Source organism: Mycobacterium lentiflavum, from assembly GCF_022374895.2.
Lineage (GTDB): Bacteria > Actinomycetota > Actinomycetes > Mycobacteriales > Mycobacteriaceae > Mycobacterium > Mycobacterium lentiflavum.
Window position 1 is genome coordinate 99814 of sequence record NZ_CP092423.2, and the last position, 22345, is coordinate 122158.

Here is a 22345-nt window from a genome sequence, read left to right on the forward strand (position 1 = left end):
CCCAGCGCTTGGGTGCATTGGCTGATCTGATCTTCGCCAACGCACCCAAGCCCGGCGTGGCGGTTGCCTAGCCGCGGGTCGAGACGGGAGTGCCAGTGCCGCGGACAGCGCCCGTTCGGGTCGACGCCCGGTCCGCCTCCAGAGCTTTGCGCCCGTAGAGGTAGCCCAGTTGCTTGGCGACGAAGGGAAGGCTGACGATGGGTGCGATCATCCACGGCAGGTTCTCATAGATCAGCACGATCGAGACGTCCCAGAATCCATGGCGTGGGAAGTTGGGAAAGCCGTGGCGCGCCTCGGCGATGAAGTAGATGAAAAACACCGTCAACATGACCGCCATGGTGAAGAAGGTCCACCACAGCGGACGGATGCGTTTGTCGGGGTCGTTGCCGGCTTTCCTCAACTTCGACCACGAGTACAGCAGGATGGCGGCGCCGGTTACGACAGCCAATTCCATCGCCCACAACGCTCCGTCGCTGTTGAGATAGCGCACATCGTTGATGCCGTAGTACCAGATCACCCATCCCCAGCGCTGACCCTGGGTGATGTGCATCTTGCCCATCAGGTCACCGACGAGCCAGATGACCTCCCACCAGAGCTCACTTGCGGCGCCGGCAATGCAAAACCAGAGCATCTGAAACTCATTGGCTTTTTCCAACTTCGTGCGTGCTTCGCCCGGAGTATCGATCCATGACGTGATGAACATGATGAAAACCGGGGTCATAAACAGAAAACAGGCGATCGTGCCGGTCGCGGGCACCATCGGGATCAGCCCCACGCCGACTCCGATGATGCTGCCCACCGCGATAGTTGTCGTAAACGCCGCGCACCATGCGTAAGTCCGGACGCGCCGTTTGGCCCATGGTCGGGCGAAATCGTGTTCAAGGGCGGTTGTCATCACAGCCTCCTGCTGCTGGAGTGAAAAACTTCGTGCGACCCGATAACAGAATCGCCATTCTGGACGCTAGCATCATGATACTGTGGGGCGCAATGGTTGTTCTATTGTGGGGCGGGCGCCGCGCTGAGCAAGGCTGAGTCATGGCGACGAAACCATGAAGGGAGTCCGGCGTTGATGACTTATGGACCGCCGGCGTCAGTCGTGGAGCGGACGCGCAAGTTGTTAGATCCGCAGCGATGTAACGACTTTCGCTTGACCGAGCCGGGCTATATGGATGTTCTTGGTGAGCAGGTACCGCCGGCGCCACGTATCGTGCACCGATTAATGAACAGCGAGTTCTATACCGGCGGCTACGAGCGCGGCCGCGCCGCGCTGCGACGCCTCGTGGGGCTCGTCGCTCCGCAGCGCGCCGACGACCGCACACGAATACTGGCCGGGCTTCAGCTAAGACCGGGCGCCGCGGTGATCGACCTGGGTTGCGGGCCGGGTAATTTCACTGGCCTGTTCGGCAGTGCCGTGGGCGAGAACGGTTTGGCGGTGGGAGTCGACGCGTCACACCACATGTTGCGGCGTGCCACCATCGACAATGCGGGCCCCAACGTGGCGTATCTACGTGCCGACGCCCAGAGACTACCCTTTGCCGACCAAAGCGCCGATGCCATCGCATGCCTTATGGCTCTTTATCTCATCGCGCAACCCTTCAAGGCGCTCGATGAGATTACCCGCGTGCTGCGTCCCAACGGTCGGGTGGTCATCCTCACCAGTCTGGCGCCAGGGGGTACGCGCGGTGATGTGCGCAGCCGGGTGGTGGAAGGTGTTAGCGGCTGTCGGATGTTCGGCCGTGATGAAATCGTTAAAGCTTTGCGTCTGAGAGGTTTCGGCGAAGTTGAGCAACGAACCGGCGGTCTGTCTCAGTTGGTGACCGCTACGCGGCACCTCCTCGGCGGGGGGAAAGACACAAGATGAAGTGACCCCACAGCGCCGCGTTCAGGCCGCGACTCGGTACTGATGCCAGTGACTGCAGTCGCGTTCATTTCTCCCAGCGGTGTGTGCCGCGCGTGGCATGGCGTGGCCGACACCGATGTCCTTGCTGTGCCGCAGGGTCGGCCGGTCGTCGTGATGACGCACGGCGTCGGCGGGACGAGGACACCCCGCTTGGTCCACAGCCAGCACGGCGCCCGATCAGAACTGAGCGCCAAGATCGCGATCTCCTCCACCGCGCCAGTCACGCTGGATGAGAGGTCAGACCCTACGGACCTGAGCTGTGAGTGGCATTCGTCAACACCAATGCTGCTTCGTTGTAAGGGAACAGACGATACAGCCGGGATGGCGGTGTCACGAGGTCAGCGGCCTCGGCCTTACTTACGACCCGCGGGTTGGCCAACGCGATGGCCTTGCCGCGCTTGCGCAGCACTGTCGGCCCGCCGGCCAATACGTTCTTGAGCCAGTCCGTTTCAGGCCCGTAGCCGATGAGAATAGCGAAGCCGTCCCGGGTCTTGAAAACCAAAAGGGGCGTTCTGTAGTGCTTACCGGACTTTCTTCCGACATGCTCGAGGGTCCCTAGGCACGGGAGCCACGGTGTGATTGAGCGAGCCGCCGGATTAGTGACACGACGGTTGAAGTTGGCGACAGCACGAGGGACTCGCATGGAGGTCTTTCCTAACAGCGTGACTCGTGATGGCCCAACTCATGCCGTCGCGGGCACCAAGGCGCTGATGTCCTCGCCTTGAAGGAGTTTCGGCGGACGACATCAGCTGGTGAAGACATGAGTGAATTCCTTTCGGCGAGTGGGTGAATGAACTTGGGGTGTTTCGCCACAGACTCAGTGGTCGTGGATGATCACCCCGCGGATGTTCCGCCCGGCGAGCATGTCGTCGTAGGCCTCATTGATGTCGTCGAGCTTGTATTCGGTGGTGACGGTCTCGTCCAGCAACAGCTTGCCGCTGCGATACAGGCTGATCAGCCGCGGGATGTCGGCCCGCGGGTTGGCCTCGCCGTACAAGCTGCCCAGGAGGCGCTTCTGGAACAGCGTGAACAACGTCAGCGGCAGCGTCGGCGTCACGTCGGACATCGATGCCAAGGCCGTGGCCACCACGGCACCGCCCTTCCGTACCGCATTGAGCGCGTCGTTGATCATCGCGCCTTCGAGCACTCCCGGCGTGAGGATGGCCGAGTCGGCCATGACGCCACGCGTGATCTCGCCGACGAGCTGGGTGGCTTCCTCTAGCGAAGTGGAAAAATGCGTGGCACCGAACTCAAAGGCTTTGTCGCGCTTGCTCGGCTCGATATCGACGACGACGATTTGCTCCGCGCCGGCCAGCCGCGCACCCTGGATGGCGCCGCTGCCGATGCCTCCGCAGCCAACCACAACGACGACATCGCCAGGGCTGACGTTGGCGGTATTGACGGCCGAGCCCCAACCGGTGGTCACGCCGCAGCCGAGAAGGCACGCGCGCGAAAGCGGCACGTCGTCGTCGATCTTGACCACCGAGGCTTCCGACAACACACCCCACTGCGCGAAACTGCCGACGCCGGAAAGGGCTCCGATGCCCCGTCCTCTGGCTCGGCGCCGGAAGGTGCCGTCGGCCTGGACTCCCGCGAGGATCGTCGCGCCGAAATCGCAGAGGTTCTGCCGGCCCGTGGCGCACCAGCGGCAGCGACCGCATGCCGGCAGGAAGGAGGTAACCACGTGGTCTCCCACCGCCATATCGCGGACCCCCGGGCCGACCTCCCGAACGACGCCCGCGCCTTCGTGTCCGCCGATCAACGGAAAACTCACGCCGAACATGTCGCCCGTGCGGATGTGGTGGTCAGAATGGCATAAACCGGTGGCTTCGAACTCGACGAGTAGCTCGCCCTCTTGCGGCGGATCGAGCTCGATCTCTTCGACCGACCACTTCTCGTTCAACCCCCACAGCACGGCTCCCTTGGTCTTCATGGCGACTCCTTCACGACGTGAATGGCCCGTTCGGGGCAATTGGCGATTGCGTTGTGCACCCGGTCTTCCCATTCGGGCGGAATCTTTTCCACGACGACGAACGCGGTCCCTTCGTCGTCGATGTCGAACAGTTCGGGATACGTTGCAAGACAACGGCTGTGGCCCTGACACATGTCCCTGTCGACATGAACTCTCACTGTCCTAGTCCAATCCGGCTGGTTTGGTCCCGATGACTCCGCCTTCTGTCAGCGCCGCTATGGACGCGGCGTCCAGGCCGAGCACGTCGCCGAGGATGACGGCGTTGTGCTGCCCCAGCGTCGGTGCCGTCGACCGGTACCACTTGTCGACGCTGCGGTACTTGAAGGGAATCGCCGGCACGTGATGCGTCCCGGCGATCGGATGGTCGAGGCTTTCGAAGAACCCGCGCGCGGCCAGCTGAGGGTGCATCGATCCGATCCTGGCGTCGGCCAAATCCGCGGCCGGTACCCCGCATCCAACGAGTAGCTCGGCCGCGGTCGAGGAGTCGCGGCTGCCGGCCCATTGCTCGAGGTGTTTGTCGAGCACATCATGTGCCCGGACCCGCCCTTCGTGGGTGTCCAACGATGGGTCGTCAGCCCAATCCGGCTCGCCCAGGGCAGATTTCAGTAGGCGCCACTGTTCATCCGTTGCGACCGAAATCGCCAGCCACCGCTCGGTTCCGGCGCATCGGTAGAGCCCTTGCGGGGCGGCGTCACGGCTGCGATTTCCCAGTCGCGATATCAGGTTGCCGTAGGCGGTGAATTCGACGACCTGCTCGGCGGCCGCGTTGAGCGCCGACTCGACCATGGATACCTCGATGAAGCACCCTCGGCCCGTCTCGTCGCGTTGCCGAAGCCCTGTGAGCATGGCGAACGCGGCGTGCATGCCCGCCAGCGGGTCACACGGACCGCGGGGGATCCGCGGTTGGTCGTACTCGTGGCCGGTCACCCACGCCATTCCCGTCATCTGCTCCATCGTTTGCGCGAAACCCACGTTGTTGCGCCACGGCCCGTCGAGCCCGAACGCTGGCATGCGGACCATGACTATTCGAGGATTCCGCTCGCTGACGGCCTCCCACGTGATCGCGAAGTTATCGAAGACGCGCGGCGAGAAATTCTCGACCAGGATGTCCGACCGCTCGACGAGTTCGAACAGCAGCTCCCGCCCCGCCGATGAGGACAGGTCAAGGGTGAGGCCTTGCTTGTTGGTGTTCGTTGCCAGGTACATGCCCGACCGCTCCCACCACTGCGGTTGATGGGCGAACGCGGCGGCCACCATTCGCGCTCCGTCAGGGCGCTGCGTCGACTCGAGGTGAATGACCTCGGCGCCCAGTGCGGCGAGAACGTGGGTCGAGGAGGGACCCGCCCACCACGCCGTCGCGTCGAGAATTCGTAGGCCCTCCAGCGGCAGGCGCGGTGCCAGGTCGGTGCCGGTGGCAATCCTGTTGTGCGCGAGCACTTTTGTCATTTCGCCGAGCGAGGGAGCAACGTCGGTCGGGGCGGGTCGTCGGCCATCGATCCGGTAGGGCGCCAACGGGTGGGTGAAGCTGCCGTCGGCATACGTGCCCCATACGCCGCGCGCCGCGAACTGAGGGTGGTTCAGCACCGTCTGGCCGTTGTTGACCGGCGAGACGGGGATCCGCAGATCGGAGGCCAACGCTACGATCTCGTCCGTGGAACGTCCCGTCGTCCATTCCCGCACGATCTGATTCCACTCCTCTCGGCGTTCCCAGCGCGTCGTGGCGAGTGCCCACGCTGGGTCGTCGTCGAGCAGGTCCAGCCGGCCGATCATCGCGAGGAACGACTCGAATTGCTGGCGGGTATTCGTGTTGAAGCCGACCCAGCCGTCCGCGGTCGGTTCGATGGAAGGGATTTCGACCTGGCGGGCAGGTACGTTCAACGGGGGGCGCCCGGCCAGCTCGTGGTAGAGGTCGGCGAATCCGCCGGCGCTGAGGTGGCAGGCCTCCAACAACGAGCAGTCAATAATCTCCCCTGGCCCGCCGAGTTGAGCCCGACGCAAAGCGCTAAGCGCCCCGACGGCGGCATAACTGGCCAACACCCATTCGAAGACTCGACCGCCCGCTTGAATGGGCGGTTGGTCCGGGCGACCTCGCAACGCCAGCGTCCCACTCTCCGCCTGGATGGTGAACTCCGTTGCGGGCCGGTCGCGGTACGGTCCCGTCATTCCGTACGCAGACAGCGCCACGATCACCAGGTGTGGCGCACGCCGCAGGAGGGCCTCTCGGTCGAGCGCCCCGGGGCCAAGAGAATCGACGAACACATCGGCGGAAACGATTAGGTCCTCCAGGTCGGGCCGCAAAGTGCCGACGACCGAACGCTTACCGGCGTTCAAAAATCTGAACAATGCCTCGGTGCCGCTTCGACCGCCAAAACCTCTGTGGCGGAACGGATCACCGGCTGCAGCCTCTATTTTGATGACCTCTGCTCCGAGGTCGGTGAACATCTTGGTGCAGTACGGGCCGGCGATTTCGGTCGCCCACTCGACAACACGCACCCCCCGAAGCGGGTTCATTGACTCGCAATTTCTAGCGTCGAGTTTGGTGCAAGTGCGTTAATCGCACCGATGAGCACACACGCCAATGTGAAGTCCTCACGCTCGTGCCGATCGAGCAGGGCGCTCTGCGTCCGCATGGCTGCGGCCTGGCTGGCAACGACGCTAGTGACGAAAAAGCAGACTTGTCAAGTACGACTCGATAACTGTGGCGTCGGGTTGCGCCCGGCGGACACCGCTAGTCAGCCGCGCGCACCCTGGTGGCCCGCTGGGCCCGCCCGGCACGCTTTCCGCGCGACGGCGCGGTCGATGTGCTGACGCCTTTGGCGAAGATCTTCGAACCCAGTTCGATCTGCGCCCGGATATCCGACTCCTCCGTGCCAAACCAGCGCGGTCCCAGGCTCGTTGTGAAGATGATGAAGTTGGCCAGCAGCTCGGCCAACAGGTCGGCGTCGACGTCGGTCTTGATCTGCCCGGCGGCTTGATAGTGGCGAACACCCTCGGCAATAACAGCCGTACGGCGCGCGTGATTGGGTTGCAGTACCCGTACCGAGAAGTCCGGATCCGACAACGCCCGACTGGAAATGTCCCAGCCGGGAACGCCGCTGTTGCGGTCGTCGATCCTCAGCCGCGCAAAGAACAGCTGCTCCACATACTGCTCGAAACGCGCCGGCAGGGCCGCCACGACTTGCTCCTCGGCCTCACCGACGAGGTCCGCTATCTGTCGGGCAACAACCTGCTCGAAGATGCCGCGCTTGTCTGCGAAGTAGTGGAACAGCATCGCCTCGGAGCAGTCGGCGCGACGAGCGATCTCCTTCGTCGCCGCGGCCGCGTATCCCGCCTCGGCAAAGACTTCCGCAGCAGCCTCAAGGAGAGCTCGTTGCTTGCCGTCCTTGTCGCGAACTCGTCGCCGCGCGCCTGTAGTCATCACCCATAGCTTAGGAGCACGCGCCTTCCGAGCGGAAGCGTGCAGGCGTGCCGGTTATCGAGTGCGACTTGACTCCGTGCGGGCGACGACTTACTGTGCTGCCAAAGCAAATTTCGGCGTGTGCGAGATGACCGCCGGCGTTGTCCCGATCTCGGCCGGTTCGGGCGCGGGCGCGGGAAGGACTATCCATGGTGAGCAAATCGCCGGAGGAGCACGCAAGGAACCTCGACCTTCGCCACGAAGATTTCAACGACCAAGAATTCCTCTACGAGGTCTACGCGGTGATGCGGGAGAACGGACCGTTCAGCCACCAGGACGTGCCTTTCCTGGGCCCTACGCCCGGGGGCGCGTGGGTGGCCACCCGCTACGACGACTGTTACGAGATCTTGCGCGACTGGCGCAGCTTCTCCAGTAAACCCGTTGGCCTGGAAGGCAATCCGATGTCGTTTGGCGACATCGTCATCACCCTGGACCCGCCGCGGCAGCAGCAACTGCGCAAAGTTCTCAACCCGTATTTTTCTCCGGGACGGATGAAAGATCTAGAGCCCCAGGTACGCGCGGTCACCGACGGGTTGATCGACAACTTCATCGAGTTGGGACGCGGCGACCTCGCCGATGTCGCTTGGCAACAACCCGGGATTGTGTTCTTCCGGTACCTACTCGGCATGCCCGTGGAGGACGTGCCGCTTTACATCGAGACGGCCGACCTCGCGATCAACGGTGACAGCGAAGAGGTCAGAAACGGCTCGATGACAAATCTCTACCTGCGCGTGCGCGACGAGATCGACAAGCGTCGTGCCGAACCGCCGCGCGACGACCTGATCGACGTCCTGCTCGCCGCCGAGATCGACGGCGAAAAATTGAGTTTCGACGACGTTGTCGCGAACGTGATGCTACTGGTGCAGGCGGGCCTCGAAACAACCTCTAGTGCAATGTCATTCGCATTCTTCTACCTGGGTACCCATGCATCCGAGCGGGACCGACTGGTCCGCAATGCCGAGCTGATGCCGACGGCGATCGAGGAATTCATCCGGTTCGCCGGGTCGGTGCACGGACTGCATCGTTCCGTCGCCGAAGACGTCGAGCTGAGCGGACAGAAGTTCTGTCCTGGTGAGACGGTCGTCGTGAATTATGCGGCCGCCAATCGTGACGCGCGCGAGTTCGACGAGCCGAACAAGTGCATCCTCGAGCGGCAGACCAACAGGCACCTCGGATTCGGCGCCGGCGTCCACCGCTGTCTGGGCTCCAATCTCGCCCGACTCGAGTTCCGGGTAGGCGTCGAGCAGACGCTCCATCGAATACCCGACTACGCCATTCCGCTCGGGGCAAAGGTCGATTTTCACGGGAACTCGGTCACTCGGGGCTACCGCGCGCTGCCCGTCGTGTTCACCCCCGGCACCCGCGTCGGCCAATAACGGTGGCGAAGGACCGCCCATATCGGCTGCGGGACAGCACAATACCGCGATCCGACCAGGCCGCGGCAAGTTATCAAGTGACACTTGACAGCGCACCGGAGGCGCTCTTAGCATCAGGTCATCCGGTAATCGGTGTCCGTCGTGGGTGAAGCCGGCCACTGCTCGCGTCCCGCGCCCGACACGAACCGGTCCTCGAAAGCAAGGAGCAACCCGTGGACAAGCAAGATCTTCAATGGATGATCTCCGTCGACGACCACATCATCGAGCCCCCGAACCTGTGGGTGGACCGCGCATCGGCCGCCGACCGCGACCGAGTGCCACACGTCGAACGTATCGACGGCGTCGATACCTGGATCTACGACCAGGCGCGCGCTTCGGTGTTAGGCATCCTGGTAGCGGCCCACCAAAAGCCGGCCGAGTACTCCCCGCTACCAGTGAATTACGACGAGATGCCCCGCGCCTACTTCGACCCGGTGGCCCGCATCCCCGACATGGACCAGGACCATGTGATCGCGGGATTGAACTTCCCGTTCTTCCCCCGTTTCTGCGGTCAGATGTTCGCCCACCTCGGTGACCGCGACCTCGGTCTCAAGTGCGTGCGGGCGTACAACGACTTCGTCATCGACGAGTGGTGCGCGGCAGCGCCCGGCCGCTACATCCCGACGATCATCATCCCGTTGTGGGATACCCACCTCGCCGTGGAGGAGACGCTGCGGTGTGCCGGCAAGGGCGCCAAAGCCATTGCCTTCTCGGAGAATCTGCATCCGTTGGGGTTTCCGTCCATCCATTCGGGCGCGTGGGACGACTTCTTCGCGGTGGTCAATGAGACGAAGATGCCGCTGTGCACGCATATCGGATCGTCGTCGGTGAGTCCCACCACGGCGCCCGACGCGCCGTTCGGGGTTCAGGCAGTCAACATCAACCTCAATCTGGCGAACTCGACCACGGATTGGCTGTTCTCGGGCAAGCTGCAGAAGTTTCCCGACCTGAAGATTGTGTTGGCCGAGGGCGGGATCGGCTGGATCCCCTACCTCATCGAGCGTGCCGAACACGTCGCCGCCGACTACCAATACCTACGCGCCAACAACTGGGCGGTCGATCCGGCAACGATGCGCTTGAACCCGGTGCCCACCAACCCCGAGATTTTCCCGGAGTCCCCGCGCCAACTCTTCCGCGACCACATGTACGGCTGCTTCATCGAGGACGACTTCGGGGCGGCGAATCTCGACGCCATCGGCATCGACAATGTGATGATCGAGACGGATTATCCGCACACCGACAGCCTCTGGCCCAACTCCCTACAGGCCGCTCATAAGGCGCTCGACGGGCGATCCGACCTCGACAAGTACAAAGTGCTGCAGGGTAATGCGCGCCGTGTCTTCGACTTCGAGCCCGCCCCATACCCGGCGCTGACGTAGCCAACGGCACACCGATTCACGTGATGCGGGAGTACCAGAGCTTCATTGGCGGCCAATGGTTGAGTGACAACGCCCTTGGCACCATCGATGTCATCGATCCGGCCACCGAGGAGCTGATCGGAAGAGTTGTCGATGGTGGACCAAAGCAGGCCGCTATGGCGATCGAGGCCGCCAGGCGAGCTTTCGACGACGGGCCATGGCCCTGGATGTCCGTTCGGGAACGAGCACGAATCATTAAACGGTTCGCTGAAATACTCGACGAGCGCAAAGCGGAACTTCGAGAACTCATCGTCGCCGAGATCGGCTCGACCGGCTTCATCACCGACCTGATTCAGGTCGGCGGTGCTATCGAGGCGGCCCATTACTACGGCGAATTCGTCGAACACGATGTGACGTGGGTGGAGACACCCGGCGGGCCCGTAGTCTCGCCGACCGGTCTGGGCGGCGTCACGGTGGTCCGCGAACCGGTCGGCGTGGTCGGAGTCATCACGCCGTTCAACTTCCCTTTCTCGATCAACATTCAAAAGTGCCTGGCCGCCTTGGCCGTTGGCTGCACCGTAGTACTCAAGCCCCACCCGTGGACGCCCATGAACGCCTTGGAGCTGGCCAAGGTTGGCGAGGAAGCGGGCCTGCCGCCCGGGGTGTTCAACGTGGTCGTGGGAGGTGCGGGCGTCGGCGAGGAGCTGTGTACCCACCCCGGCGTCGACATGATCGGGTTCACCGGTTCGACGGCGACAGGTCGACGCATCCGCGAAGTATCGGCGGCAACAATGAAGCGCGCCCAACTCGAACTAGGAGGCAAGAGCGCGCACATCGTCCTCGACGACGTCACCGAAAGCGACGTTGCGGGAATAGGATTCGGACAGGTGCTGATGCACGCTGGGCAAGCATGCACCGTAACGTCGCGACTTCTATTGCCTGAGCATCTGCTCGACGCGTATGTCGAGGGAGTCAAAAACATGGCTCCGATGATCCCCGTCGGGGACCCGCGCGATCCCGCCACTGTCGTCGGCCCGCTGATCAGGGAGCAACAACGTCAACGAGTCGAGTCCTTCGTCGAGGCCGGGCTGCAGGAAGGCGCGCGGCTGGTGGTCGGCGGCAAACGTCCCGAGCATCTCGCACGCGGCTTCTACTACGAACCGACGGCATTCGTCGACTGCCGCAACGACATGCGGCTGTGCCAGGACGAGGTGTTCGGGCCCGTACTGGCGGTGATCACCTATCGCTCCGAAGACGAAGCCATCCGCATCGCGAACGACTCCGTGTACGGTCTGGCGGGTCTGGTGATGACCCGCAACGCCGCAAAGGGTTTCAACGTCGCGAGGCGGGTCAGAACGGGCACCATCATGGTGCAGACCGTGGCACCCGGTGTCGACCTGGGAACCAACCCCGGTGGCGGGCAGGGACCCGGCTGGTCGCTGCCGGCACGCGGCATGTTCAACGGCGGCGGCCCATTCGGCGGCTTCAAACAAAGCGGACTCGGCCGCGAGCAGGGGCGCTGGGGCTTCGAGGAATACACCGAGCTGAAATCAATCACGATGATGTAGCGCACCCGGTTGCGTGCGGTGTTCCGGCTGGAAAGGTCGCCTAGTGGAACTTCTCAGGGATGTCCGAGTCCTCGAGGTGTCACTGTTCTCCACCGATGCGCTGGGCGGCCATCTGGCCGACCTGGGCGCAGAGGTGATCAAGGTCGAGCCGCCCGGCGGCGGTGGTTTCCGCGGCTCGGCGGTGTCCGGCGGCGAACTGCAGGATTCGCACTGGAATCGCGGCAAGAAGAGCGTGGCAATAAACCTCAAAACGTCGGAGGGCCAAGAGGCTTTTCGCCGCCTGGCAGCATCGTCGTCGGTCGTAATCGACGGTCTCCGTTATGGAACCGCGCATCGCCTCGGTTTCAGCTACGACGACGTCGTCGCAGTCAACTCGAGGGTGGTCTACTGCGTGCTCAATGGTATGGGCAGCTACGGGCCCTACACCCGCCTCGCCACTCACGGGCTGTCCTTTGACTGTTTTGCCGGCTTGAGCCCGCCGATCATCGACGCGGATGGCACGCCACGGCTTTCGGGGTCGGCCACCGGGACGACGGGTGTTCTGGCGGGGCCGCTGTACGCAGCCATGGGCGTCCTCGCCGCGCTGCACGCCGCCGGGCGCGACGGCAAGCCGCAGTACATCGAGGTGGCGCAAGTTGACGCGGCGATCAATTGGAATTTTCAGCACCTTGGGGCTTTGGCGAACGGCCAACCCACCTACGGTGAAGGAATCCGCGCATCACTCCGCTACCAGTACTACCGAACTCGCGATCGTAACTACGTGGTGTTCAACGCCCTGGAGGACAAGTTCTGGCTGAGATTCTGCGAGTCACTCGACAGGATGGATCTCTACGAACCGGGACGCCAGCAGCCCCCAAAAGACCACGAGGCAGAAGCATTGCTGCGCAACGAGTTAACGTTGATTTTCCAGAGTCGCACACGCAAGGAGTGGACGGACTTCTTCATTGCGACCGATATCGCAGGCGCCCCGGCGTTTTTAGGGGCAGACCTGTTCGACGACGACCACGCGAAGGATCGCCGACTCCTCTACGAGCAGGTGCAGGCGGACGGAACGCGACAACGATTGATGGCAACGTGCATCAAGACCAAACCCGACGAACGGTTTACCCCACCGGCAGCGCCGCACGTGGGGCAGCACACGGAGGAATTACTCACCGCCCTAGCGGGCTACGACGCGGCCGGAATCAAGCGACTTCGTTCGACGGGCGCAATCTGACTATGGGCGCACACGGTCCACGTGAACGAGGCCTTTTACCCGCCGGCGGACAAGGGTTACCATCGACAACCGTACACATCAATCGTATTGTTGGAACGATCGGTTAGGAATGTAACACAGTTGGACTGATCGTTCAATCTGCGGGTACAGTGGCGGAATGCCACGCGGAAAGACTTTCGATCCAGAAGAAAAGGTCGACGAGGCCCTCGACCTGTTCTGGCGTCGAGGCTGTGACGCGGTCAGCATTCAAGACCTCGTCGAGGCCCTCGAACTCAACCGCGGCAGCCTCTACGCGACCTACGGCGACAAGGAACAGCTGTGGCGACGTGCGCTGACGCGCTACTGCGATCAGCGCCGCGCCTACCTGTCCGAGCTGCTCGACGACCCGACGACGCCAGTGCTGCCGCGCATTCGGCGCCTCATGCTCGACACGGCCAACCCCACCGCCGAAGGTCCCCACGGCTGCCTCATCGTCAACGCCATCACCGAACGCACCGACGACCCCGCCACGATGGACATCGTGACCGGCCAGATCAGCCGTGTGGAAGACGTGCTGCGCAAGGCGTTCACCCGGGCCCGATCTGGCGGAGAGATCCCCGCCGAATCCTCTCCTCGTCGACTTGCCCGGTTCGCCGTGGTCACGCTGCAGGGGCTGCATGTGTACGACCGTGCGTTGGCCGATCCGCGAAAGGCGCGTGATGCCGTCGACGTCGCCATGTCGGCGATCCGCTCCGGCGCCGTCGTGGACGGGCCGACCTGATCCAGGGACGCTGCGGGAGTCGACGCCGGCCGGGGCCGGCACGCCGGCCCAGTGCACCATCCAGCAGTGACACGTGGAGCGAGAAGCGATGGAATACACCAGATTCGGCAATAGCGGACTCACCGTCTCCCGGCTCTGCCTGGGCACCGCGCCGTTCGGCAAGCAGACCGATGAACACACAGCCCATGACATCCTCGACGAGGCCGCCGCGGCCGGGGTGAACTTCTTGGACACCGCCGATGGCTACCCGATGGGGGCCGATCTGGCATTGGTGGGCCGCACCGAAGAGATTGTCGGGCAATGGCTTCGCGGTAAGCGCGACCAGTTCATCGTCGCGACCAAGGCCGGTATGCCGATGGGCCAGGCCGCGTGGGACCGGGGTGGCTCGCGTAAACATCTCCTGGACGCCATCGACGGCTCACTCGCGCGACTGGGCACCGACTACGTCGACCTGTACCAACTGCACTTCGACGACCCGAACACTCCGCTGGACGAAACCCTCGACGCCTTGGACACGATCGTGCGGGCGGGTAAGGCCCGTTACGTCGGGGTGTCGAACTTCTTGGCCTACCGGCTGGCCCGCACCATCGGTCGGTCGGAAACGCTCGGACTCACCCGCGTGGCGTCCGTACAACCCCGCTACAACCTGCTGTTCCGCCAAATCGAACGTGAACTCTTGCCGCTGGCCGAGGAGGAGGGCATCGCGGTCATTCCGTTCAACCCGCTCGCCGGTGGGCTGCTCACCGGGAAGTACCGCGCCGCCGATCAGCCGGAGAAGGGCAGATTCTCCGCAGAGGTCGGGCAGAGCTTTGCCGACGTGTACCGCGAACGGTACTGGCATGACAGGGCTTTCGATACGGTTGGACGCCTGAACGAGGTCGCCTCCGGCATCGGGGAATCGCTTGCCGCGGTGTCGATCGCCTGGGTGTTGGCCAACCCCGCCATCACCTCGGTCATCCTGGGGGCCAGCCATCCAGACCAGCTGACCGATACCCTCGCCGCGGTCGACCTCGCGTTGCCCGATGACCTCAAGGTCGCACTCGACGACATCAGCCACGGGTACCGATTCGGCGACGCCGCCCGGTGAGGCCATCCCGCCAAGCCGGTGTTGGTGGCCCCGCCTGTCAGAGCACCCGAAGGAATCGAGAGGCGGTAGGCACTGAGCAGCCCTGGACGCGTAACGCTACGACCGCGGATCATCACTACACCGACAGCGCGCACCGGTGACAGCTGCTGCCCTGACGACAAGGAGTCTCAATGACCATCACGTTGACCAATCCAGAACGCCTGCCCAAGGTCGACTTGCACCGCCAAGTATCGATTGCGACCGGTTCGAGGCTGGTGTTCATGGCCGGGCAAGTTGCCTGGGACGCCGACGGAGCGCTGGTCGGGGAGGGCGACCTCGCCGCCCAGGTCGAGCAGTGCTACCTCAACATCGGCGCCGCACTCGCTGAGCTTGGCGGCTCCTTCGACGACATCGCCAAGGTGACCATCTACGTGGTCGACTGGACTATCGACAAGATGCCCCTGGTGCAGGACGGCCGCGCCCGAGCCTGCGCCAAACTCGGTGTCGACACGCTCGCGCCGGGCACCCTGATAGGCGTCGCCGCGTTGTTCGTCCCCGAGCACCTCGTCGAGGTGGAGGCGATCGCAGTTCTCGACTAGCGCAGGGTTCTTCGGCAAATACCGATATTTGTTTGAGCACCCCGGCGTCCCTAATGCCACCTAATTACGCTGTGAGACAGCATCTCTCGGCGGCCTTGATGATACGCCGTTCCGGGGAAGGGGTACGTTCCACGAGCCCGGCAGGACGACCGTCCCGTGACCTAATCTGTTGGACTGATCGTTCAAACTGTGGGTAAAGTGGTGGGATCAAATCCGAACCCTCGAAGGGCGGTCGCATGACCCACACAGGCACCATCGCCGAGCTGGTGCCGGCGCTCGACGAGCGTGGCGTCGCGGTGAGCCCGCGGCGGCCCGACGGGTCGATGAGTTCGGTCGAGGTGATGCCCATGTCGACGGTCGTGGTTCTTGACAACGCGGGGGTGATCCGGTGGATCGACGTGCACCCGAATTACGCGACACGCAGCGAGGTGCCCGACATCCTGGCCGCCGTCGACGCGATGCAGCGAACCGATGTCTGAGGGCGCGTTTCTCATCACCGGCGCCAACGCCGGTCTCGGTAAGGACGCCGCGCGCCAGCTGGCGCTGCGCGACGATGTCAGCACCATTTACTTGGCCTGCCGTGACGAGGCCAAGGCGCGGGCAGCTCAGGCCGACCTGCAGCGGATTACGGGGACGTCGGTCTTCGAGATCGTGATCATGGACACCAGCGACCTGGCGTCGGTGCGGGAGGCGGTCACGGCGATCGACCGGCCGTTGCGGGCGGTTCTGCTCAACGCCGGCGGCATGGGCGGACCCACCCCGTTCGCGCACACTGCTGACGGGGTGACGACGATGTTCGCGGTCAACGTACTCGGGCACGTCGTGCTGCTCGAGTGTCTGTTGGCGGCCGGGTTGCTGACCTCCACGGCAGTGCTAACGGGCAGCGAGGCCGCACGGGGGGTGCCGAAACTGCGGATCAAGCGCCCCACCTTCGACACGCATTCGGTCGACGAGTTCACCTCGGTCATCGACGGGTCGTTCTTCAATGGCCGCAAGCGCGATCCGATGCTCGCCTACGGGCAGGCCAAGTACTTGGGTGCGCTGTGGATGTCAGCGTTGGCGCGCCAGCACCCCGAGCTTCGCTTGCTTACCGTCAGCCCGGGCAACAGCACCGGCACCGAGGCCACGAGGGACCTACCCGCCGTGCTCAGGGTGTTGATGCAACGCGTCATGCCCAGGGTGGGCCCGCTTTTCGGTATCTCTCACCCCGTGGACGTCGGGGCCAAGCGCCTCGTCGACGGCCTGGTCGGCGGTTCGTTGGACAGCGGCCGGTTCTATGCCAGTGCGCAGAACACCATTAGTGGTCCCCTGGTCGACCAGGCCACCATCGTCGCCGACTTCGCCGACGACACGATCCAGGATCACGCCTACGCCGCCATCCATGCGTTCCTGGATCCGCGGCCGTGAACACCGGGGCCCACCGATCGCCGCGGCGCCTACCCCGGACCATCCGCGTGCGTCCCTGTCGGGCCGATGCATACTCATCCGTGCGGTCCGCGCAGGTCGGACCGCCAGTCGATCACTTGGAGAGGACCACGACATGAAGGCATCCATCGACGGCGTCGTCGTCGCCGACGCCCCGGAGTCGGATCTGGTCAACATCGAGGGCAACTACTACTTCCCGCCCTCGTCGCTGGACGCTGCGGCGTTCAGCGACAGCCCGACGTCCTACACCTGCCCATGGAAGGGGTCCGCTCAGTATCACGACGTATCGGCAGGTGGTTCCACCCATCACGATGCAGCATGGAGTTATCCGGACCCGTATCCGTCGTCGTTTGACCGAGTCGGTCGTGACTACTCCCACTACGTCGCCTTCGACCGAGAACAGGTGACGATCGGCTGACGTCACGCGTCTCTGAGCAATGCCGCCGAGCACAGGTGCATCCAGTCTCGGTCCTGGGGTGGAGACCTGAGCCTAGGGGCATCGGCCAATCATGCTGCCCCGCAGAAGGACCGGGACGCCGTGTCGTGCCCTGTCATTGGTTGCCGTAGACCCGGTCGGGGCGGATGAGCACCGCGGCCCGGCGCTGTTCGGCCATCACCCGGTCATACTCGCGTACAGGTGGCTGACTCTCGGCATCACCGGGATGACGGTTTGGGGGGCTGCCATTGATAGAACCGTCATTGTTTGTCAGCCAGATTGGCTCGACCGTCAACGTCGTTGGTTGCCAGAGCGTTCATGCCGAAGGTGGCAGCCGTCGTGCTGGTCGCTACTCGCTGGTGCGCGTGGCGGCGATTGGAATCAGCATCAGCGTGCAGTTCGATCCCGATCGATTGTGCCAACGGTGGAACGTCCCGTTGTGGGTGAGGAAATCCCCGGCCTTGATCGTGATCTCGTACACGTTGCCGTCCTCGCCGGGGTAGGCGACGTTGGTCTCGCCTTCGAGGACCACGACGAAGTCGACGGTGTCGGTGCGGTGCATGCCGCCCCCGTCCTTACCCGGCGTCATCCCCCCACCGGTGCCGAGGTCGAGCCTTCCCACCGTCTCCGAGAGGTCCGGCGGTTCGTCTCCGATGACCGGGGGAATGATCTGAATGTCAACGCGGATTCCGCCACGCGGCCCGAAGAGGCCCAGTTGCTTGTACTCACCGAGCACGTGCTCGGGCCGTAGCGGCAGTTCGGGAACCTCGTCGAATCCCCAGACATCGAAAGCGTAGGTGGCGTCCTTAACGGTCGAGGAGTCAAAGACCTCGTCGGTCTGCGTCACCACGCCCGTGGGGCCCTCGGCCGTGGTCAATCGCCTGATCTTCATTCTGTTTCATCTCCTCATAGGTGGTGGGCCGCCCCACGCAGGGCTGCCCGACAGTCGAAGCCGGTCACCAGCCTCATCAATCGTGTATCTCGGGATACATTTTGATGAGCGAACATTATGTATCTACAAATACATAATGTCGCCTAAGTGCGTTGTTGTCAACCGTGAGGTGGTTCAGGCGCCGACCACTGATGTTCATCCTAATACCGTTACCCAAAAGCAGTTTCGATACGATCGTCGATCGCGTACACGCTCCTCGACGAGGAACTTCCTCGAAACAAACCCTCCAAGCAGTTCCACCGTTTGTGTATCGAAAGGTTCAAAATATGGCAATAGTAGCGCTATGCTGGTTGAAGCGGCGATGACCACCCGGACATCAGGCGAACAGCCGCTGGCGACCCTGCCCACAGGCAGGTGAAGGAGTACAAACGGCGATGAACATCCCGACTACCTACGCGGCGACGGTGACAGTGCCGCTGCCCGATGATGACGTCATCAAGGAGGTCATCGAGGCCTACTTCGGTGGCACCTATCAGCCCGACGCGACGCTGAACGTCGTCAAGATGTTCGCCGGAACGGGAGCGCACTTCCCGGGCGTGATCGATACGGTCCAGGCGATCTTCGGCCCCGAGGGCATCAACCCCAAGCACCGGCAGATGTGCATGATGCGCGTCGCCAAGGCTTTCGACGCACCCTACGAGTGGCAGATCCACTCGGCGATCGGCCGCAACGTGGGACTCAGCGACGACGACATCGCCGCCATCGCCTCCGACGGGCCCGTCACCGGAATCGACGCAGACTACGTTCTACTGGGCCGGGCGATCGACGAGTTCGCCGGCGCGAAGACGCTGACCGACGAGACGCTCAGCGAACTCCTGACCGCCTTTGGTGAGGACTCGACACGCAAGTACATTTTCTCGATCTCCTACTTCGTCTTCATGGGCCTGTGGCTCAACGGCTGCCGCGTCCCGTTGGAGACCACCGACAAGATCGGCGGGAGGGACACCAACCCGGCCGGGACATCTGCGGAGACCGTCTCCACTAGCTCCTAACCAAGCCGCCGGCGGCGGGCTTTCCGGCTAGTACACCCGAACAGGATCAGACGAAATCGGAAGGGGGATCAGGACAGCGGGCCCGCAACTTCGGACTCGCCCAACCTGGCCAAAAGTGATGGCAACGAAAGAATCGGTCACCGGCACCCACCGGCTCACCCCCAAGGGACGGGCTACCCGGGAGCGGATCGTGGCCACGGCAGCGCAACTGATGTACGACCAGGGTGTCGCCGCCACCAGCCCCGCTGACGTTCAGAAGGCCGCTGGCGTTGGCGCTTCGCAGATGTACCACTATTTCGAGGACAAGGAAGCCTTGATCAGGGCCGTCATCGCCCACCGCGTCCAGGCTCTGCTGGCAACGCTGGGCGGGCTGGACAGCATGGAGGGTCTGCGCGCCTGGCGAGACTTCGTCGTCGACACCCAACGCCAGCGGAACTGCGCAGGCGGCTGCCCGCTCGGGTCGCTGGTCGGTGAGCTGGCCGAACCATTCCCGGACTGTCGAGGCGACCTGGTCGGGGGATTCGACCAGTGGGAAGCGGCGATCCGCGGGGGCCTGCAAGCCATGTGGGATCGGGGCGAGTTGCGCCGCACGGCCAACCCCGACCGCCTGGCGACCGTGCTGCTGGCCGCGGTCGAAGGCGGGATGCTGCTCGCGCAGGTTCGCCGCGACTCCGCCCCTCTGGAAACCGCGCTCGATGACGTCCTCGACCGCATCGAGGAGCTCAGGCCCCGACGCGCGCCGGCCCGTCGATAAGCCGGCCGCACCCCCCTGCCCGCTGGCCAGCTGCGCGTGAACCTCTACGTCGACGGAGGGGTGGCCGTGTCCTGAATACCGCCTCCACTGCAGCTCTCCAGCAGGTCGAAATTCGTTTCAGCGCAACAACAGCCCGTTCCTAGGAGGTCGGAAGTGCCTGCAGAGAACGTTCCCATCATGGTCTTCGATGGAGTGGCAAAGCTTCCCCCAGAAGCAAACGGCGCCGTCGTCGTCGGAGGTTCCAATGCCGCCATCCCGGCGGCGTACGTCTCGGCCAAGGCCGGCGTTCGTGCCGCCATTCACCATGACTGCGGCATCGGTCGAGACGAAGCAGGGGTCAGCGGTCTGCTCTGGGCCGAACAACACGGCATGGCCATGGCGGCCGTGGCCACCGACAGTGCCCGCGTCGGCGATGGTGCAGACATGCTCCAACGCGGCATCATCAGCCGCGTCAACGGGCTTGCCGCCCAGTGCGGTGTCGAGCGCGGTCACACCGTCGTACAAGCCGTGGTGCTCTTGAAATCCGCGCCGTGGCCACACGCCGCCGCGGAGGCGCCGATCGAGAGACGCACCGTCATTGACGGCGTCCTCTGCATCGACTCCGTCTCATTCGGTAACGCAGAAGATGCAGGCCTGGTCGTGGCGACCGGTAGCCATGGCGGAGTAACCGCCGCCCCTATGGCGCGTTCATTTAGGCCACGCCTCGTGTTCTTCAACGATGCCGGCTTCGGCGCCGATCACGCGGGTGTGGCCAGCCTTCCCATTCTCGATTCCGACGGTATCGCCGCCGCGACAGTCGCCGCGGACACAGCGTGCATCGGCGACGGCCAATCGACGCTGACACAGGGCATCATCTCGGCCGTCAACGACACGGCACGCCGACTCGGCGTCAGGGTCGGAGACACGGCCAACGAAGTGGCGCGCAACGTGGCGGAGAGCGCTTGACACGGGCCCCTGAGCGGGAAGGCGGTCACGGGGTTTCGTGCCTAATATGTTGGGGCACAACGGGTTTGGGTGCCACCGGCAACCGGCAAAGGTCCGCCCATGACTTCGGGCCCCGCGGGTGTGTCCCCAGCACTGAGGATGATGGTTCGGGGCGACCCCCGGCGCGAGCGATGCGATTTCGAGTTCGCAGAACAGGTCGCTTCTCATCTCGGTCATCTCAATCCAGCGCGTGGCCAAAGCGCAGGGTCGGGACCGCATCGCGGGTCGTGCTCAGGAGACCAGCAGCAGGGCGGTCGTGATGAGCATGGCTGCCGCGGTGCCGCCGTGCACTCCGTAGGCGACGGACTTGGCTGCGCTGTTGCGCAGCACGATGGTGGCGTCAACGATCGGGATTGCGGTGGCGGCCAGCATGATCCAGCCGATGAGGTGGGTAGCGTGCGCGAGCATCAGGATGATCACGAATAGCCCGGTGGCGATGTCGCGGATGCCCTTGACGCCGAGGTAGGCGCGTATTGCCGGTTGGTCAGGATCGGCGGGCACGCCGTAGCCGGCGGCCGCGACGCGTGGCGCGATCAGGAATCGGGCGCCGATGAAGATGATGGCCGCGGCGAGAATGCCGGCCAGGACGTAGCCGATCGTGGCGGTGATGGTCATGTCAAATGCTCCCGACGTGTCAGTGGATGGGGAAAAAGCGGTCGAATCGAGCAGTGTCGTCTGCACGTCGAGGATGTCGGCGATGTCGAAACCGGCCATGTCGCCGGCGAAATCCGGGCTGGCCATCACCCGGCGGGTGAGCTGGTCGGGGTCGGCACCGGGCGGGTAGCTGATCAGTGCGACCAGCCGATTCGTCGTCCGGTTGTGATCGGTCCACACCCCGTGGGTGGTGACTCCGAACGCGGTGAAGGTCGCCAGGTGCCGGGCCCAATGCACCGTCGCGTACTGGTGCAGCGCCTCGGGTGACCGCAGGGTGTAAACCCTGAGCTCAAACATGTGCGGTGTCCTCCTTGTGTCAGGCGGGATTGGATGAGCGGAGATCAGCGGGGTCAGATCATCAGCACGACACACAACGCGGCGACGGCCAGGCCCTGCAGCGCTGCGCGGGCGTTGATGACCGCATCCCATCCCGCTTGCAGGGCACGCCCGTCCGGCAGCGTTTCGCCGCTGTCGGCGGCGGCGGTCAGCTGGCGATTGATGGGCGCGCTGATGCGCAGGTAGACCAGCAGCCAGATCAGCAGCGCCCCCAGCGCGACGGTCGCGGTGATCGCTTGCAGCCAGTGCGCGCAGACTGCTGCGGTCGCCGCGCTGATCGCTGCCGCGACGATGCCGAGCACGCCCGGCACGGGCATGCGCCGGTCGCCGTAGCGGTGCACGTGGCCCATCACGGTGACCAGGGTGTTGTCGTCGAGGTGGTGCAGCGCGGGGCGCATGACCATCGCGCAGAACACGTCGGTGCCGTACACCACGCCGGTACCCAGCACCGCGACCAGTGCGGCAATGCGGCTGAGCAGTTCCATTACCATTTTCGCTCCC

The 22345-nt window shown here is 64.0% G+C and carries 23 protein-coding genes and 1 pseudogene; 14 read left to right on the plus strand and 10 right to left on the minus strand.

Annotated elements, in window-relative coordinates:
* Positions 1-67: 67 nt before the first annotated feature.
* A complete protein-coding gene (locus tag MJO58_RS00475) occupies positions 68-799 on the minus strand; it encodes an Emopamil-binding protein (protein WP_239721651.1) in 732 nt (243 codons plus the stop codon).
* A gap of 348 nt (positions 800-1147) precedes the next feature.
* Here MJO58_RS00475 and MJO58_RS00480 point away from each other — a divergent pair, with 348 nt between their 5' ends.
* Entirely contained in the window at positions 1148-1861 is a 714-nt protein-coding gene (locus MJO58_RS00480) for a class I SAM-dependent methyltransferase (RefSeq protein WP_239721653.1), read from the plus strand.
* Positions 1862-2144: 283 nt separating this feature from the next.
* Here MJO58_RS00480 and MJO58_RS00485 read toward each other — a convergent pair whose 3' ends face one another.
* From MJO58_RS00485 to MJO58_RS00505, 5 genes are all read right to left on the minus strand, one after another.
* Positions 2145-2543 (minus strand): nitroreductase family deazaflavin-dependent oxidoreductase, encoded by a 399-nt coding sequence (locus MJO58_RS00485; protein ID WP_239721655.1) that lies wholly within the window; start codon positions 2541-2543, stop codon positions 2145-2147.
* 174 nt (positions 2544-2717) lie between these two features.
* Positions 2718-3833, minus strand: a complete 1116-nt coding sequence (locus tag MJO58_RS00490) for an NDMA-dependent alcohol dehydrogenase (RefSeq protein ID WP_090598097.1) — start codon at positions 3831-3833, stop codon at positions 2718-2720.
* Complete coding sequence (locus MJO58_RS00495) at positions 3830-4030, minus strand: ferredoxin (RefSeq protein WP_239721656.1); 201 nt, start codon at positions 4028-4030, stop codon at positions 3830-3832. The genes MJO58_RS00490 and MJO58_RS00495 overlap by 4 nt, the downstream gene beginning before the upstream one ends.
* A gap of 4 nt (positions 4031-4034) precedes the next feature.
* Positions 4035-6383 (minus strand): CaiB/BaiF CoA transferase family protein, encoded by a 2349-nt coding sequence (locus tag MJO58_RS00500; protein WP_239721658.1) that lies wholly within the window; start codon positions 6381-6383, stop codon positions 4035-4037.
* A 217-nt stretch (positions 6384-6600) separates the two neighbouring features.
* Positions 6601-7290 (minus strand): TetR/AcrR family transcriptional regulator, encoded by a 690-nt coding sequence (locus MJO58_RS00505; RefSeq protein WP_090598102.1) that lies wholly within the window; start codon positions 7288-7290, stop codon positions 6601-6603.
* 188 nt (positions 7291-7478) lie between these two features.
* Here MJO58_RS00505 and MJO58_RS00510 point away from each other — a divergent pair, with 188 nt between their 5' ends.
* The 10 genes from MJO58_RS00510 (at position 7479) to MJO58_RS00555 (ending at position 17154) form a co-directional block, all read left to right on the plus strand.
* Entirely contained in the window at positions 7479-8705 is a 1227-nt protein-coding gene (locus MJO58_RS00510) for a cytochrome P450 (protein ID WP_175364320.1), read from the plus strand.
* Between the two features lie 212 nt (positions 8706-8917).
* The gene (locus MJO58_RS00515; protein WP_090598103.1) at positions 8918-10123 is read left to right on the plus strand and encodes an amidohydrolase family protein; all 1206 of its coding nucleotides are present in this window, start codon (positions 8918-8920) and stop codon (positions 10121-10123) included.
* A gap of 59 nt (positions 10124-10182) precedes the next feature.
* Positions 10183-11670, plus strand: a complete 1488-nt coding sequence (locus MJO58_RS00520; RefSeq protein WP_239721660.1) for an aldehyde dehydrogenase family protein — start codon at positions 10183-10185, stop codon at positions 11668-11670.
* Between the two features lie 43 nt (positions 11671-11713).
* On the plus strand, positions 11714-12886 hold the full coding sequence (locus MJO58_RS00525; protein ID WP_090598106.1) for a CaiB/BaiF CoA transferase family protein: 1173 nt from the start codon (positions 11714-11716) through the stop codon (positions 12884-12886).
* A 157-nt stretch (positions 12887-13043) separates the two neighbouring features.
* Positions 13044-13646: a TetR/AcrR family transcriptional regulator gene (locus MJO58_RS00530; protein WP_090598108.1), complete on the plus strand. Its 603-nt coding sequence runs from the start codon at positions 13044-13046 to the stop codon at positions 13644-13646.
* Between the two features lie 73 nt (positions 13647-13719).
* Positions 13720-14733, plus strand: coding sequence for an aldo/keto reductase (locus MJO58_RS00535; protein ID WP_239721661.1), 1014 nt, complete (start codon positions 13720-13722; stop codon positions 14731-14733).
* Positions 14734-14903: 170 nt separating this feature from the next.
* Entirely contained in the window at positions 14904-15311 is a 408-nt protein-coding gene (locus MJO58_RS00540; RefSeq protein ID WP_090598111.1) for a RidA family protein, read from the plus strand.
* 236 nt (positions 15312-15547) lie between these two features.
* Complete coding sequence (locus MJO58_RS00545; protein ID WP_239721663.1) at positions 15548-15790, plus strand: hypothetical protein; 243 nt, start codon at positions 15548-15550, stop codon at positions 15788-15790.
* Positions 15783-16718: an SDR family NAD(P)-dependent oxidoreductase gene (locus MJO58_RS00550; RefSeq protein WP_239721664.1), complete on the plus strand. Its 936-nt coding sequence runs from the start codon at positions 15783-15785 to the stop codon at positions 16716-16718. Before MJO58_RS00545 ends, MJO58_RS00550 begins: the two co-directional genes overlap by 8 nt.
* A 133-nt stretch (positions 16719-16851) precedes the next feature.
* Positions 16852-17154 (plus strand): DUF427 domain-containing protein, encoded by a 303-nt coding sequence (locus MJO58_RS00555; RefSeq protein WP_239721666.1) that lies wholly within the window; start codon positions 16852-16854, stop codon positions 17152-17154.
* Between the two features lie 367 nt (positions 17155-17521).
* Here the strand turns inward: MJO58_RS00555 and MJO58_RS00560 are convergent, their stop codons facing one another.
* Entirely contained in the window at positions 17522-18064 is a 543-nt protein-coding gene (locus MJO58_RS00560; protein ID WP_239721667.1) for a cupin domain-containing protein, read from the minus strand.
* A gap of 434 nt (positions 18065-18498) precedes the next feature.
* On the opposite strand from MJO58_RS00560, the gene MJO58_RS00565 reads away from it, so the two are divergent.
* The 3 genes from MJO58_RS00565 (at position 18499) to MJO58_RS00575 (ending at position 20815) form a co-directional block, all read left to right on the plus strand.
* Positions 18499-19116: a carboxymuconolactone decarboxylase family protein gene (locus MJO58_RS00565; RefSeq protein ID WP_239721668.1), complete on the plus strand. Its 618-nt coding sequence runs from the start codon at positions 18499-18501 to the stop codon at positions 19114-19116.
* A gap of 118 nt (positions 19117-19234) precedes the next feature.
* Entirely contained in the window at positions 19235-19870 is a 636-nt protein-coding gene (locus tag MJO58_RS00570) for a TetR/AcrR family transcriptional regulator (RefSeq protein ID WP_090598121.1), read from the plus strand.
* A 153-nt stretch (positions 19871-20023) separates the two neighbouring features.
* Positions 20024-20815 (plus strand): hypothetical protein, encoded by a 792-nt coding sequence (locus MJO58_RS00575; protein WP_239721670.1) that lies wholly within the window; start codon positions 20024-20026, stop codon positions 20813-20815.
* Positions 20816-21085: 270 nt separating this feature from the next.
* On the opposite strand, the gene MJO58_RS00580 is transcribed toward MJO58_RS00575, so the two are convergent.
* The 3 genes and pseudogenes from MJO58_RS00580 to MJO58_RS00590 form a co-directional block, all read right to left on the minus strand.
* Positions 21086-21469: a DUF4267 domain-containing protein gene (locus tag MJO58_RS00580; RefSeq protein ID WP_239723475.1), complete on the minus strand. Its 384-nt coding sequence runs from the start codon at positions 21467-21469 to the stop codon at positions 21086-21088.
* A gap of 39 nt (positions 21470-21508) precedes the next feature.
* Positions 21509-21937: pseudogene (locus MJO58_RS00585) on the minus strand (NIPSNAP family protein); the annotation flags it as partial.
* The gene (locus MJO58_RS00590; protein WP_239721671.1) at positions 21859-22335 is read right to left on the minus strand and encodes a DUF1772 domain-containing protein; all 477 of its coding nucleotides are present in this window, start codon (positions 22333-22335) and stop codon (positions 21859-21861) included. The gene MJO58_RS00590 and the pseudogene MJO58_RS00585, both read right to left, overlap by 79 nt.
* Positions 22336-22345: the final 10 nt, after the last annotated feature.

What these genes read in the sequence shown, in the direction of transcription:
- MJO58_RS00560 (WP_239721667.1), bottom strand. Translation starts at nt 18,064, where the DNA reads ATGAAGATCAGGCGATTGACCACGGCCGAGGGCCCCACGGGCGTGGTG.
- MJO58_RS00570 (WP_090598121.1), top strand. Translation starts at nt 19,235, where the DNA reads ATGGCAACGAAAGAATCGGTCACCGGCACCCACCGGCTCACCCCCAAG.
- MJO58_RS00540 (WP_090598111.1), top strand. Translation starts at nt 14,904, where the DNA reads ATGACCATCACGTTGACCAATCCAGAACGCCTGCCCAAGGTCGACTTG.
- MJO58_RS00500 (WP_239721658.1), bottom strand. Translation starts at nt 6,383, where the DNA reads ATGAACCCGCTTCGGGGGGTGCGTGTTGTCGAGTGGGCGACCGAAATC.
- MJO58_RS00550 (WP_239721664.1), top strand. Translation starts at nt 15,783, where the DNA reads ATGTCTGAGGGCGCGTTTCTCATCACCGGCGCCAACGCCGGTCTCGGT.
- MJO58_RS00530 (WP_090598108.1), top strand. Translation starts at nt 13,044, where the DNA reads ATGCCACGCGGAAAGACTTTCGATCCAGAAGAAAAGGTCGACGAGGCC.
- MJO58_RS00485 (WP_239721655.1), bottom strand. Translation starts at nt 2,543, where the DNA reads ATGCGAGTCCCTCGTGCTGTCGCCAACTTCAACCGTCGTGTCACTAAT.
- MJO58_RS00510 (WP_175364320.1), top strand. Translation starts at nt 7,479, where the DNA reads ATGGTGAGCAAATCGCCGGAGGAGCACGCAAGGAACCTCGACCTTCGC.
- MJO58_RS00545 (WP_239721663.1), top strand. Translation starts at nt 15,548, where the DNA reads ATGACCCACACAGGCACCATCGCCGAGCTGGTGCCGGCGCTCGACGAG.
- MJO58_RS00590 (WP_239721671.1), bottom strand. Translation starts at nt 22,335, where the DNA reads ATGGTAATGGAACTGCTCAGCCGCATTGCCGCACTGGTCGCGGTGCTG.
- MJO58_RS00580 (WP_239723475.1), bottom strand. Translation starts at nt 21,469, where the DNA reads ATGACCATCACCGCCACGATCGGCTACGTCCTGGCCGGCATTCTCGCC.
- MJO58_RS00555 (WP_239721666.1), top strand. Translation starts at nt 16,852, where the DNA reads ATGAAGGCATCCATCGACGGCGTCGTCGTCGCCGACGCCCCGGAGTCG.
- MJO58_RS00490 (WP_090598097.1), bottom strand. Translation starts at nt 3,833, where the DNA reads ATGAAGACCAAGGGAGCCGTGCTGTGGGGGTTGAACGAGAAGTGGTCG.
- MJO58_RS00505 (WP_090598102.1), bottom strand. Translation starts at nt 7,290, where the DNA reads ATGACTACAGGCGCGCGGCGACGAGTTCGCGACAAGGACGGCAAGCAA.
- MJO58_RS00565 (WP_239721668.1), top strand. Translation starts at nt 18,499, where the DNA reads ATGAACATCCCGACTACCTACGCGGCGACGGTGACAGTGCCGCTGCCC.